Annotated in this window: 14 protein-coding genes; 10 read left to right on the top strand and 4 right to left on the bottom strand. The window is 73.3% G+C overall.

Features of this window, described 5'->3' with window-relative positions:
* Positions 1–182 precede the first annotated feature (182 nt).
* Positions 183–650: an RDD family protein gene (locus ACWGIS_RS23410; RefSeq protein WP_453364407.1), complete on the bottom strand. Its 468-nt coding sequence runs from the start codon at positions 648–650 to the stop codon at positions 183–185.
* Positions 651–860: 210 nt separating this feature from the next.
* Between ACWGIS_RS23410 and glnA the strand changes: the two genes are divergently transcribed.
* Positions 861–2,270, top strand: coding sequence for a type I glutamate--ammonia ligase (gene glnA / locus ACWGIS_RS23405; RefSeq protein WP_356167351.1), 1,410 nt, complete (start codon positions 861–863; stop codon positions 2,268–2,270).
* A 78-nt stretch (positions 2,271–2,348) separates the two neighbouring features.
* Here the strand turns inward: glnA and ACWGIS_RS23400 are convergent, their stop codons facing one another.
* Positions 2,349–2,657, bottom strand: a complete 309-nt coding sequence (locus tag ACWGIS_RS23400; protein WP_453364406.1) for a hypothetical protein — start codon at positions 2,655–2,657, stop codon at positions 2,349–2,351.
* A 225-nt stretch (positions 2,658–2,882) separates the two neighbouring features.
* The gene (locus ACWGIS_RS23395) at positions 2,883–4,223 is read right to left on the bottom strand and encodes a DUF2252 domain-containing protein (RefSeq protein ID WP_453364405.1); all 1,341 of its coding nucleotides are present in this window, start codon (positions 4,221–4,223) and stop codon (positions 2,883–2,885) included.
* 250 nt (positions 4,224–4,473) lie between these two features.
* Between ACWGIS_RS23395 and ACWGIS_RS23390 the strand changes: the two genes are divergently transcribed.
* Complete coding sequence (locus tag ACWGIS_RS23390; RefSeq protein ID WP_453364404.1) at positions 4,474–5,667, top strand: winged helix DNA-binding domain-containing protein; 1,194 nt, start codon at positions 4,474–4,476, stop codon at positions 5,665–5,667.
* A 78-nt stretch (positions 5,668–5,745) separates the two neighbouring features.
* Here ACWGIS_RS23390 and ACWGIS_RS23385 read toward each other — a convergent pair whose 3' ends face one another.
* The gene (locus tag ACWGIS_RS23385; RefSeq protein ID WP_453364403.1) at positions 5,746–6,054 is read right to left on the bottom strand and encodes a hypothetical protein; all 309 of its coding nucleotides are present in this window, start codon (positions 6,052–6,054) and stop codon (positions 5,746–5,748) included.
* A gap of 161 nt (positions 6,055–6,215) precedes the next feature.
* On the opposite strand from ACWGIS_RS23385, the gene ACWGIS_RS23380 reads away from it, so the two are divergent.
* The 8 genes from ACWGIS_RS23380 to ACWGIS_RS23345 all read left to right on the top strand — a co-directional run bounded on the left by ACWGIS_RS23380 (position 6,216) and on the right by ACWGIS_RS23345 (position 12,750).
* Positions 6,216–6,575: an ArsC/Spx/MgsR family protein gene (locus ACWGIS_RS23380; protein ID WP_453364402.1), complete on the top strand. Its 360-nt coding sequence runs from the start codon at positions 6,216–6,218 to the stop codon at positions 6,573–6,575.
* A 118-nt stretch (positions 6,576–6,693) separates the two neighbouring features.
* Positions 6,694–7,386, top strand: a complete 693-nt coding sequence (locus tag ACWGIS_RS23375; protein ID WP_453364401.1) for a hypothetical protein — start codon at positions 6,694–6,696, stop codon at positions 7,384–7,386.
* A gap of 271 nt (positions 7,387–7,657) precedes the next feature.
* Positions 7,658–8,686: a glutamine synthetase gene (glnII, locus tag ACWGIS_RS23370; RefSeq protein ID WP_453364400.1), complete on the top strand. Its 1,029-nt coding sequence runs from the start codon at positions 7,658–7,660 to the stop codon at positions 8,684–8,686.
* 149 nt (positions 8,687–8,835) lie between these two features.
* Positions 8,836–8,958, top strand: coding sequence for a hypothetical protein (locus ACWGIS_RS23365; RefSeq protein WP_355729704.1), 123 nt, complete (start codon positions 8,836–8,838; stop codon positions 8,956–8,958).
* A 119-nt stretch (positions 8,959–9,077) separates the two neighbouring features.
* Positions 9,078–9,659: a winged helix-turn-helix domain-containing protein gene (locus ACWGIS_RS23360; protein ID WP_453364399.1), complete on the top strand. Its 582-nt coding sequence runs from the start codon at positions 9,078–9,080 to the stop codon at positions 9,657–9,659.
* A gap of 63 nt (positions 9,660–9,722) precedes the next feature.
* Positions 9,723–10,715: an SDR family oxidoreductase gene (locus ACWGIS_RS23355; protein ID WP_453364398.1), complete on the top strand. Its 993-nt coding sequence runs from the start codon at positions 9,723–9,725 to the stop codon at positions 10,713–10,715.
* A 134-nt stretch (positions 10,716–10,849) separates the two neighbouring features.
* Positions 10,850–12,148: a sensor histidine kinase gene (locus ACWGIS_RS23350; RefSeq protein WP_453364397.1), complete on the top strand. Its 1,299-nt coding sequence runs from the start codon at positions 10,850–10,852 to the stop codon at positions 12,146–12,148.
* Positions 12,097–12,750, top strand: coding sequence for a LuxR C-terminal-related transcriptional regulator (locus ACWGIS_RS23345; RefSeq protein ID WP_453364396.1), 654 nt, complete (start codon positions 12,097–12,099; stop codon positions 12,748–12,750). The genes ACWGIS_RS23350 and ACWGIS_RS23345 overlap by 52 nt, the downstream gene beginning before the upstream one ends.
* Positions 12,751–12,865 lie beyond the last annotated feature (115 nt).

The raw sequence follows: 12,865 nt of genomic DNA, 5'->3' as shown, positions 1-12,865 counted from the left end.
GCCCGGACCACTCCGGGCGCCCTCTTCGCGTTACGTCGGCCTTCTCGTGCGTCGGCCTTCTCGTGCGTCGGCCTTCTCTAGGGTTGGCGTCTCGCGCGTAGGCGTCTCGTACGCCGGACTTCTCGTACGTCGGCGCCGTCACGCTCCGTCCTCGCGGCCGGACGCGGGTCTCGGCGCCGTCGTCAGCCGCGGACCTCGACCGTGCGGGCCAGGCGGTCGTGCAGGCCCCGGCCGTCGCGGTCCCAGATCAGGGCCGGTACCGCCACGCACAGCAGCGCCGTCCGCAGCAGGGCACGCAGCGGGTTCAGCCGGCCGCCGCCCTCGGGGACGACGCGCAGTCCGAACAGGCGCTTGCCCGGCGTGAAGCCCACGGTGCCGACGGTGAGGACGCCCAGGACGAAGAAGACGAGCAGCGCCCAGTTCCCCGTCGTCCGGTCGTAGCCCTCGGTGAGCAGCCCGTATGCGATCAGCAGGCACAGGCCCCAGTCGACGGCGAGGGCGCCCAGGCGGCGGCCCGGGCGGGCGATCGAGCCAGGCCCCTCCTCGGGCAGACCGAGCTGTTCCCCCCGGTATCCGAAGTCGGCACCGGCTTCCTCCGCGGCCGCGCGGGGGCCGGACAGCCACGATCCGATTGCTTGCCTGTTGTCCACCCGTCCACGGTACTGCGCCCGGGTATGTGCCCTACCGGCCGGGGTATGCGTAGGCTGCTGTCGAACCCGGGCCGGTTAACTTGCGCGAAACAAATGGGTCACGCTTGAGAAATCCCCGGTCCCTAAGGTCGGGCGCAGCGTGTGCCACCGCACTGGCCGCACGAACGAACTACCACCCCGGTCCTAGTGGGCGGGAGTAGGAGGAGCTGGATGTTCCAGAACGCCGACGAGGCCAAGAAGTTCATCGCGGACGAGGACGTCAAGTTCGTCGACGTCCGCTTCTGCGACCTTCCGGGCGTGATGCAGCACTTCACGATCCCGGCCCAGGCCTTCGACCCGGCCGAGGAGCTGGCCTTCGACGGCTCCTCGATCCGCGGCTTCCAGGCCATCCACGAGTCCGACATGGCGCTCCGCGCCGACCTGTCCACCGCGCGCGTCGACCCCTTCCGCCGCGACAAGACGGTCAACATCAACTTCTTCATCCACGACCCGATCACGGGCGAGCAGTACTCCCGTGACCCGCGCAACGTGGCGAAGAAGGCCGAGGCGTACCTCGCCTCCACCGGCATCGCCGACACCGCGTACTTCGGCCCCGAGGCCGAGTTCTACGTCTTCGACAGCGTGCGCTTCAAGACCGCCGAGAACGAGTCCTTCTACCACATCGACTCCGAGGCGGGCGCCTGGAACACCGGCGCCATCGAGGACAACCGCGGTTACAAGGTCCGCTACAAGGGCGGCTACTTCCCGGCCCCGCCCGTCGACCACTTCGCCGACCTGCGCGCCGAGATCTCCCTGGAGCTGGAGGCCTCGGGCCTCCAGGTCGAGCGCCAGCACCACGAGGTCGGCACCGCCGGCCAGGCGGAGATCAACTACAAGTTCAACACGCTGCTCGCCGCGGCCGACGACCTCCAGCTCTTCAAGTACATCGTGAAGAACGTCGCCTGGCGCAACGGCAAGACCGCGACCTTCATGCCGAAGCCGATCTTCGGCGACAACGGTTCGGGCATGCACGTCCACCAGTCGCTGTGGGCCAACGGCGACCCGCTGTTCTACGACGAGGCCGGCTACGCGGGCCTCTCGGACACCGCCCGCTTCTACATCGGCGGCATCCTCAAGCACGCCCCGTCGCTGCTCGCCTTCACCAACCCGACGGTGAACTCGTACCACCGTCTGGTCCCGGGCTTCGAGGCGCCGGTCAACATGGTCTACTCGCAGCGCAACCGCTCCGCCGCGATGCGTATCCCGATCACCGGCTCGAACCCGAAGGCCAAGCGCGTCGAGTTCCGCGCCCCGGACTCCTCCGGCAACCCGTACCTCGCCTTCTCGGCGCTGCTGCTCGCCGGTCTCGACGGCATCAAGAACAAGATCGAGCCGGCCGAGCCGATCGACAAGGACCTCTACGAGCTGGCTCCCGAGGAGCACGCGAACGTGGCGCAGGTCCCGACCTCGCTCCCGGCCGTCCTCGACGCCCTCGAGCGCGACCACGAGTTCCTCCTCCAGGGCGACGTCTTCACGTCGGACCTGATCGAGACGTGGATCGACTACAAGCGCACGAACGAGATCGCGCCGCTCCAGCTGCGCCCGCACCCGCACGAGTTCGAGCTGTACTTCGACGTGTAAACCGTCACGGCTCCCGGCCCGAGCCCCGTCGCCGCCCTCACGGGCCGGCGGCGGGGCTCAGTCGTACGGCGGGCCGTCTCAGCGGCCCTTCCGTTCCTGGCGGCGCGACTCCAGCGGGCGCTCGCGGCGGTAGCGGCGCTCCCACCGTGCCTGCCGGTCGCGGCGGGCACGGTAGGCGCGGTAGCTGGAGTCCACGCGGGCGGCGGACCCGCCCGAGGCGCCGGGAGCGGCCGGCGCGCCGGTCGAGGAGGCGGTGGGCGCGCCCGTGCCGGCGCGCCCGAAGCGGACGTACAGGAAGAGGACGGCGACCGCGGCCAGCCAGAGGCCGTGGTGGGTGAAGCCGAGGACGACCAGGACCGCGGTCGCCGAAATGATCAAGGTGCCCATGACGGGACTCCTTGGGGCGTGGGTTACGGGTCTTCGAGAGGTGCTCCGACGCGGCGCTGGGGTGGGCGGCCGTCGGTGCGTAGAGACTAGCCCCGGCACCGCCGGCTGAAGCCTGTCCGGAGGGAAGCGGTGCCCGGCGGCTCCGGAACGCGTGCCCAGCGTAGGGACCCGCTCTCAGCGCGTGCATCCCTATTTCCGGCGGCCCCTGCCGTTCCCGGCCCCGGGTCAGACCCCGGGGGCCGCTCTGACCACGCCCGCGGCCACGGCGGCGCACAGCGTTCCGTGGTCCAGGGCGTTCTGGTCGGCGTAGTGCAGGGCGAAGTCCGCCACGGCGCGCTCGAAGGCGTCGGCGCCGCCGAGGTAGCCGGCGATGGCGACGCGGTCACCGGAGCGGGCGTGGGCGCGGGCGAGGGCGGCGCCGCACAGACGGGCGTAGTCGTGGAGTTCGTCCGGGCTCATGCCGGCGACGTCCGGGGAGCCCTTCATGTCGCGTAGCCGCCGCCAGTAGTACGGCCGTCCCTGGGGCCCCGTCATCCAGCCGAGGAAGATGTCGCCGGTGGCCTGGAGCAGCCGCTGGCCGGCGACGACGCGGTGGCCGGGGTGGTCGTAGGGGCCGGTGGGCAGGTGCTCCTCCAGCACGGACCGGCCGGCTTCCTTGAGCTGGAGGAGCAGTCGGTCGTCGGCGTCCCGGCCGGCGAGCAGCACGACGTAGCAGCGGACGCCGACGCTGCCGACGCCGACGGCCTTGCGGGCGGCGTCCATGAAGCGGTAGCGGTCGAGGAGCAGCCGGCGTTCCTCGGAGAGCGTGGAGCGGTAGTCGCTGAAGATCTTCCGCAGGGCGCCCATGTCGGACGGCCCCGCCGTCTCCAGCAGGGGCGGGTCCTGGACGATGCGGGGCCGGCCCTCGGCGATCTCGGTGAGTCTGCCGAGCGCCTGCAGGCTGGTCCGGCGGCGGGCCCGCGCGAGGGTGGACTCCAGGCGTTTGCGGTGGTGGGCGGAGCGGACCAGCGGGAGCAGCCGGTCGGCGTCGATGCGCTCGTACCAGACGGACAGCTCGCCCCGGCGGGCGAGGCCGCGCATGGCGTGCCGGTACTCGGCGGCCGAGGCGCGCGCCGCGCGGCGGGCCCGTGCCTCGCTGTGCCCGTTCTCGCGGGCGGCCACGGCGACGCTGGCGGCCAGCCGTTTGACGTCCCATTCGAAGGGCCCGGGGAAGGTCTCGTCGAAGTCGTTGAGGTCGAAGAGCAGGGCGTGTTCCGGGGAGGCGAAGAGGCCGAAGTTCAGCAGGTGGGCGTCGCCGCAGAGCTGCACGGTGAGGCCCGTGTGGGGGCGGGCCGCAAGGTCGGCGGCCATCACGGCGGCCCCGCCGCGCAGGAAGGCGAAGGGCGAGGCGGTCATCCTCCCGTATCTGACCGGGAGGAGTTCCTGGAGCCGGTCCCGGCCCTGGCGTTCGAGTACGGCGACGGGGTCGGGCCGGTCGAGGGCGGCCGGCCAGTCGGCGTGCGCGGAACGGGGGAGGATCTTGCGGACCGCTCTGCCCTTCTGGGCGCGGTCGGCCGGCGTGGTCATGAGCGGGGACGCGCTGCGGCGGCCGTCGCGACGAGCCCTCGTCCACCCTGACCGCCCATCGCCGTCCCGCCTTTCCCCGCGCCTGCGGTCCCTGCTCTCCCCCGGTCGCCCCAGTGAAGTCCGCCGGGCGGGCCGCACGCATGCCGGGTACGGCATTCGGGTGACGTGCCCCAAGGGCGGCCGGGTGTTCGGGAGGATGGGGGAGGTACCGGGGATCCGGTGCGCGGGCGGCCGGAGAGGCGGAGGCGACGTGGAAGCGCGGCGGCACATCGGAGTGGCGGAGCGGCGGGCCAGGCTGGCGCTGCGGCACCGGCTGGCGGGGGCGGCGCGCGCGGCCCGTGCCGAGGAGGTGGCGGATTCGCTCGTCGCCCTGCACGGGACCGATCCTGCGACGGTGTACCTGGCGGTGGGCGCGCGGCTGGCGGACCCCGGGAAGACCGTGGGCGAGCTGGAGCGGGCGCTGTACGAGGACCGCACGCTGGTGCGGATGCACGGGATGCGGCACACGGTGTTCGTGTTCCCCGCCGCGCTGACGGCCGTGGTGCACGCCTCGACGGGGCTCGCCGTCGCCGCGCGGGCGCGGACCGGGCTGCTCAAGGAATTGGCGGACGGCAGCGGGGGGCGGCTGACCGCGGAGTGGCTGGCCGAGGTCGAGGAGGCCGTGCTCGCCGCACTGGCCCGGCGCGGGGAGGCCACGGTGGACGAACTCGTGCGGGACGAGCCGCGGTTGAGGGAGCGGTTCACCTACGGCGCGGGCCGCGGCTACGAGAGCGAGCAGAACGTGTCGTCCCGGCTGATGCGGGTCCTCGGGGTCGAGGGGCGGGTCGTGCGCGGGCGGCCGCTGGGCACGTGGACGTCGACCCGGTTCCGCTGGGCCGTCGCGCCGCCGCATCCCGAGCTGGAGCCGGCCGCGGCGCAGGCGGACCTGATGGGGCGCTGGCTGGCCGCGTGCGGTCCGGCGACGGAGGACGACCTGAAGTGGTGGACGGGGTGGAAGGTCACCGATGTGCGCCGGGCGCTGGCGGCGGCCGGGGCGGTGGCCGTGTCGCTCGACGGCGGAGTGACGGGGTACGTGGCGGACGGTGACGCCGGGCCGGTGGCCGGGCCCGCCGAGCCGTGGGCCGCGCTGCTGCCGGGGCTCGACCCGACGGCCATGGGGTGGCGGGACAGGGACTGGTTCCTCGACCCGGAGCTGCGGCCCGCCCTCTTCGACCGGAGCGGGAACGTGGGGCCGACGGTGTGGTGGAACGGGCAGGTCGTGGGGGGCTGGGCGCAGCGGCCCGACGGGGAGGTGGTGTGGCGGGTGCCGGACGCGGCCCGGCTGGGCCGGGAGGGGCGTGCGGCCGTCGCCGCGGAGGCCGCCCGGCTGTCCGCGTGGGTGGGCGCGGTCCGGGTCACGCCCCGCTTCCGGACGCCGCTGGAGCGGGAGTTGGCGGCGGGGTAGGCCCCCGCCGCCGGCTCCCGTACCGGGGGCCGCGCCCGGGCCGCGTTCCTCGCGGGCGGGCGGAGCCCCCGGTGTGTGTCAGCGGGCGTACCGCATCAGCGCCCTGACCATGTGGCACGTGGTGTCGGACGGCGGGTGGACGCCGATGAGCGCGGCGGCGCTGTGGATCGTCTCGTTGCGGGCGTGGTCGGCCATGTAGACGCCGGAGTCGAGCAGGGCGATCGCCAGGCGCATCGCCTTGAGCCGGCGGTTGTGCGTGACGTACCAGTCGCGAGGGCGTCCCGGCGGGAGCGGACGCTTCTCCACGGGCTCGTACGGCAGGTCGAGCGGGACCGCCCTGCGGGCGGTGGATTGGGTGGGCTTCGGCTTCAGTGCGGCAGCGGGCACGGGCATCCTCCTGTCGCGGTCAGGGCCTCGCCGGAACGTCCGGCGGCACCCTCGAACACTGCTTCTATTCTACCGCCCGGCACTGACAAAAGCCTGTGGTCACAAGGGCGTTGACCTGGTGTGACGCAGGTGAGAGAGGGTGTTCCGGGTACCGTGTGAGCATGGAGATCTGGATCAACCCGGCCTGTTCGAAGTGCCGCAGCGCCGTGAGCCTGCTCGACGCGGAGGGCGCCGACTACACCGTGCGCCGCTACCTGGAGGACGTGCCCGCCGAGGACGAGATCAGGGCCGTGCTGGAGCGGCTCGGGCTCGAACCGTGGGACATCACCCGGACCGGGGAGCCGGCCGCCGGGGAGCTCGGGCTCAAGGGGTGGGCGCGGGACGCCGGTTCGCGGGACCGCTGGATCACGGCGCTGTCGGAGCACCCCGAGCTGATCCAGCGGCCGATCATCACGGCGGACGACGGGACCGCGGTGGTGGCCCGTACGGAGGAGGCGGTACGGGACGCCCTGTCCCGCTGACCATCCGGCACCCGCCCCTGTGGCCCACGTCACTCGCCTGGTCACCGTGACCGTTGAGTGACCTCGTTCGGTATCTCGTACCTAGCGGCGTACGTTCCCCCGGACCCAGGAGGCGCGCATGTCGCGTAGGAGAACGCTCAGCACCCCGAAGAAGCTCGCCCTGCTGGCCGGTGCCGCCGCCGTGGCCGGAGGCGGGGCCTTCGCCCTGGCGGCCACGTCGAACGCGGCGCCGGTCCAGAACGCGGGCAACTCGACGGTCTGCCAGGGGCTGGCGACCGCGGTCGGCAACAACCAGCGGTTCATCGACGCCCAACGGGCCGCCCCCGACGCCCAGTCGGAGGCCCGCATCGCCAACCGCGAGGCCGTCATCAAGGAGATCGGGCGCCAGCAGGAGGCGTCCGGCTGCGAGGTCGGGGAGTCGGCTCAGGACTCCCAGGCCACCGCGCCGGCCACCACCGCGCCCGCCACGACCGCTCCCGGGGAAGCAGCGCCCGGCGCGACGGCTCCCGGGGAGGCCGCGCCCGGCGACGAGGCCGGTGCCGGGGGCGGGGAGGCCGCCGCCGGGGAGCAGGTCTGCGCCGGTTCGACCGTCACGCTGTCCGGGGAGAACGGCGCGCCGGCCGCGTCCAGCAACCAGTTCCCGGCCGGGACGAAGCTCAAGGTGACCAACCTGGACAACAACAAGTCCACGACCGTGGAGGTCACCTCGGTCTCGGGCAGCTGCGTCCTGCTGAACAACGCGGCGTTCGAGCAGGTCAGGGAGCCCGGCAAGTTCCTGATCCGCAAGGCGCGCATCGAGAAGGTCGGCTGACCGCCCGCCGCGACGGCGCCCGCGGCGTGCGCGGCGTCCGAGGGGCCCGTCCCTCCCGTACCGGAGGGGCGGGCCCTTCTCGCACGCCGCCGCGTTCTCACCCCCGTGACCCCGGGCACACGAGCCGCCAGGTAACACGGGGTTCACACGTGGGCAACGGCCGGGAAACCGCCTGTTGACAGGCTGCCGGGCATCCCCAGCGGCGCCCCAGTGCCGCAGCGCCGCAGCACCCGCAAGTGCGCCTGCAGACCCACCCCGAAGGATGTGGCCCGTGACCTTCAAGGCTGAGTACATCTGGATCGACGGCACCGAGCCGACGGCCAAGCTCCGTTCGAAGACGAAGATACTGGCGGACTCCGAGAAGGGTGCCGACCTGCCGATCTGGGGATTCGACGGGTCGAGCACCAACCAGGCGGAGGGCCACGCCTCGGACCGCGTACTCAAGCCGGTCGCCACGTACCCGGACCCGATCCGCGGCGGCGACGACGTCCTCGTCATGTGCGAGGTCCTGAACATCGACATGACGCCGCACGAGTCCAACACCCGTGCCGCGCTGGCCGAGGTGTCGGAGAAGTTCGCCGCGCAGGAGCCGATCTTCGGCATCGAGCAGGAGTACACCTTCTTCAAGGGCGCGCGCCCGCTCGGCTTCCCCGAGGGCGGCTTCCCCGCCGCGCAGGGCGGCTACTACTGCGGTGTCGGCTCGGACGAGATCTTCGGCCGTGACGTGGTCGAGGCGCACCTGGACAACTGCCTCAAGGCGGGCCTCGGCATCTCCGGCATCAACGCCGAGGTCATGCCCGGCCAGTGGGAGTTCCAGGTCGGCCCGCTGGCGCCGCTGGAGGTCTCCGACCAGCTGTGGGTGGCGCGCTGGCTGCTCTACCGCACCGCCGAGGACTTCGGCGTCTCCGCGACGCTGGACCCCAAGCCGGTGAAGGGCGACTGGAACGGCGCGGGCGCGCACACCAACTTCTCCACCAAGGCGATGCGCGAGGGCTACGACGCGATCATCACCGCGTGCGAGTCGCTGGGCGAGGGCTCGAAGCCGCTCGACCACGTGAAGAACTACGGCGCCGGCATCGACGACCGCCTGACGGGTCTGCACGAGACCGCCCCGTGGAACGAGTACAGCTACGGCGTCTCGAACCGCGGCGCCTCGGTCCGCATCCCGTGGCAGGTCGAGAAGGACGGCAAGGGCTACATCGAGGACCGCCGTCCGAACGCGAACGTCGACCCCTACGTGGTGACGCGCCTGCTCGTCGACACCTGCTGCTCCGCCCTGGAGAAGGCCGGCCAGGTCTGATCCCCCGCTTCCCGTGAAGGGGCGCCCGCCGGTCCGGCGGGCGCCCCTTCCGCGTGGCAGGGGCCGGATCGCGCCAAGGTCCGTATCACGTGCCGAGAAGGTCCGTACGGGATCTGCTCCGGACCGGGCTCATCTGCTTCAATGGGGCCATGGCCAGCTTCCAGAAGGACACCGCGACGGGTCGCCACGACCTGGAGCCGTTCTGGCCGTCCCGTCAGCACCACGACTTCGACCGGGTGTGTTGCCGCGCGATGAACGCGCGGGCCCTCTAAAGCCGTACACCCCGGCCTTCGGCCAGCGCGCACGACGTACGTCTCTCGACAGCCGCGACCAAGAACTCGCCGCCGTCGACACCACACGACGACTCCTCGCGCGAAAGAGCTGACCTCTCATGGCGAACACCCGTTCCTTCTCCACCGCCGGCACTCTCACCGCCACCTCCCCGGGCAGCGCACGGCACCGGCTGCGCGCCGTCGACCGGGACGAGGTGATCGACGTCGCCGACTTCCTGCCGCCGGGCGCCACCTGGCTGCCCGCTCCCCCGCACACGCTGCCGACGCTGCCGGGCCGCCCGCCGATGGTCGGCTACCTGGTCCTCGTCCCGGCCGACCAGCAGCCGCTGCTGCCGGTCGCCGTGCCGGACGCGCCCGAGCCGGAGGGCCCCGGCGACGACGGGACCCAGCCCCTCGTCCGGGTCGACTCCGTACAGCGCACCGCGCGGGTCGACGGCCGCGCCCTGGACCTGACGTACCTGGAGTTCGAGCTGCTCGCCCATCTCGTCGCGCACCCCCACCGGGTGCACACCCGCGACCAGTTGGTCACCACGGTGTGGGGCTACGGGCACGTGGGCGACGGCCGCACCGTCGACGTCCACGTCGCCCGGCTGCGGCGCAAGCTCGGCGCGGAGCACCGCAAGGCGATCCAGACCGTGCGGCGGGTCGGCTACAAGTACGCGCCGCCGGCGGGGCGCTGACCGGGATCTCCTGTCAGCAGATTCCCGTTCCGGCCGGCCGCCCCGTCGGGCAGAGTCGCCGGTATGAGGCTTCTGATGCTGGGTGGTACGGAGTTCGTGGGGCGCGCCGTCGTGGAGGCGGCGCTCGCGGCCGGCTGGGACGTGACCGTGTTCCACCGGGGCCGGGGGGAGACTCCCCCGGGGGTGCGGACGCTGCACGGCGACCGCGCCGCCCCGGACGGTCTCGCGGCGCTCGCCGGGGGCGAGTGGGACGTCGTCGTCGACACCTGGTCGGCGGCGCCGCGGGCGGTGCGGGAGGCGGCACGGCTGCTGGCCGGGCGGGCCGGGCGGTACGTGTACGTGTCGAGCTGCTCGGTGTACGCGTGGGCGCCGCCCGCCGGGTACACCGAGGACGCTCCGCTCGTGGACGGCGCCTCGGCGGACGCGGAGCAGACCGACTACGCCCGCGACAAGCGGGGCGGCGAGCTGGCCGTGCTGGAGAGCTTCGGCGCGGACCGCTCGGTGCTGGTGCGCAGCGGGCTGATCCTCGGGCCGTACGAGAACATCGGGCGGCTGCCGTGGTGGCTGAACCGGATCGCGCGCGGGGGCCCGGTACTGGCGCCCGGTCCGCGTGACCTGCCGCTCCAGTACGTCGATGTCCGCGACCTCGCCGAGTGGATCGTCGGGGTGGCGGAGCAGGAGGTGAGCGGGGCGTACAACCTGGTCGCACCGCGCGGGCACACCACGACCGGCGGACTCCTCGACGCGTGCGTCCGGGCCACCGGCGGACGGGCGGACCTGCGGTGGACCGGTCCCGCGGCGGTCCTGGAGGCCGGGATCGAGCCCTGGACGCACCTGCCCGTGTGGGTGCCGCCGGACAGCGACCTGCACGACGCGCTGCACGGGGCGGACGTGTCCCGCGCGCTCGCGACGGGGCTGCGCGCCCGTCCGGTCGAGGAGACGGTCGCCGACACGTGGAGCTGGCTCCTCGGCCTCGGAGGCGTCGCCCCGCAGCGGTCCGACCGGCCGGCGGTGGGCCTGGATCCCGCCGTGGAGGCGAAGGTGCTCGGGGTGTGACCCCGCGGGTGCCCGGCCTCTTGCGCCCGGGCACCTCAAGCGGACGGGCGGCCCCCGGGAGTGCACTCGGCTACACCCCCGGACGGGGGGCCCGCCCCAGTGACCGGTGGACCCGGTGCCGGGAGACTGGGCGCATGGAGACGATGCGGGCCGGCGGTGACGGCGTCCGGGCGAGGGCAGGTGAGGCCGCCGTGGCGGGGGCGCGGGGGCTGGTCCTCGCCGTGGCGGGGTTCGCCGCGTCGACCGTGCTGCTGGTGCTGACCGCCGTGTCGGTGGCGCTGGTGCCGGTCGGCGTCGGCATTGTCACCACCCCCTGGCTGCTGACCGGCGTACGCGCGTTCACCGGCCGGGAGCGCGACCTCGCCGGACGGTGGTGCGGGGTGCGCATCCCCTCGGCGTACCGGCCGCCGCCCGCCGGCGCCCCCGCGTGGAGACGGTGCTTCGGCATGCTCCGGGACCCGGCGACCTGGCGGGACCTGCGGTGGCTGCCGGTCCGGATGACGGCCGGGTTCGCGACCGCACTGCTGCCGGCCGCCCTGCTGCTCTGCCCGCTGGAGGGCCTGGCATTGGCCCTGTGGTGGGTCTTCGAGGGCGGTACGCACGGCGGCCGGTGGTACGGCTCCGGACCGGCCGGTGCCCTCGCGGCCGGGGCCCTCGGCGCCGTGCTCCTCTTCGCCGCGTACCGGTTCTCCCCGGCGCTGCTGCGGGTCCACTTCCTGCTCGCCCGGTCGGTGCTCTCCCCCGGGCGGGCCGAACTGGCCGAACGCGTGCAGGTGTTGACGGACACCCGGCGGGACGCCGTGGACACCTCGGCGGCCGAGCTGCGGCGGATCGAGCGGGACCTGCACGACGGGGCACAGGCGCGGCTCGTCGCCATGGGCATGGACCTGGGGACCGCGGAGGCGCTGCTCGACAAGGACCCGGCCCGGGCGCGCGAGCTGCTCGCACGGGCCCGTCAGTCCTCCGCGGACGCGCTCACCGAGCTGCGCGACCTGGTGCGGGGCATCCATCCGCCGGTGCTGGCCGAGCGCGGACTGGGCGACGCCGTACGGGCGCTGGCGCTGCGCCTGCCCCTGGAAGCGGAGGTCGCCGTCGATCTGCACGGCCGCCCGGAACCGCCCGTCGAGTCCGCCGCCCACTTCGCGGTCAGCGAGGTCCTCACCAACGCGGTCAAGCACTCCGGCGCCGGCCGGGTACGGGTCGGCATACGTCACGCGGAGGGGGTCCTGCGGATCACCGTCACCGACGACGGCCGCGGCGGGGCGGTCGCCGGAGCGGGTTCCGGGCTCGCCGGGGTGGAGCGGCGGCTCGGTACATTCGACGGCGTCCTGACCGTCAGCAGCCCCGCGGGCGGTCCCACGACGGTGACCATGGAGATTCCGTGCGTGTTGTCCTGGCCGAGGACCTCTTCCTGCTCCGTGACGGACTCGTGAGGCTGCTGGAGGCCCACGACTTCGAGATCGCCGCCGCCGTGGGGAGCGGCCCCGAACTCAGCAGGGCGCTCGCCGAGTCGGCCCCGGACATCGCCCTGGTCGACGTACGCCTGCCGCCCTCGCACACCGACGAGGGCCTCCAGTGCGCCCTGGAGGCACGCCGCAGGAGGCCGGGGCTGCCGGTGCTGGTCCTCTCCCAGCACGTGGAGCAGCTGTACGCGCGGGAGTTGCTGGCCGACGGCACCGGCGGGGTCGGCTATCTGCTCAAGGACCGGGTGTTCGACGCGGAGCAGTTCATCGACGCCGTACGACGGGTCGCGGCGGGTGGCACCGCCATGGACCCGCTGGTCATCCAGCAGTTGCTGGCCCGGCGGAGCGCCACCGACCAGCCGCTCGGCCGGCTCACGCCGCGCGAGACGGAGGTGCTGGAACTGATGGCGCAGGGACGCTCGAACACGGCGATCGCGGGCCAACTGGTGGTCACGGAACGGGCGATCGCCAAGCACACGTCCAACATCTTCGCCAAGCTGCGCCTGGAGGTCTCGGACGACGACAACCGGCGCGTCCTCGCGGTGCTGGCGTACCTGGACCGGGGACGCTGAGTCCCGGTCCGCGACGGCTCCGGCTGCCGGCTCCCGCGGCCCCGCTGAACATGGTTCAAACCTGTTCGCGTAGATCAACTGCCTTTGTTTTCACGGCGTTTGAGGTGACTGATGC

This window comes from Streptomyces sp. NPDC054842 (genome assembly GCF_053611025.1).
Note: the sequence above shows the minus strand (reverse complement) of the source record. Positions and strands in the feature narration are given on the sequence as shown.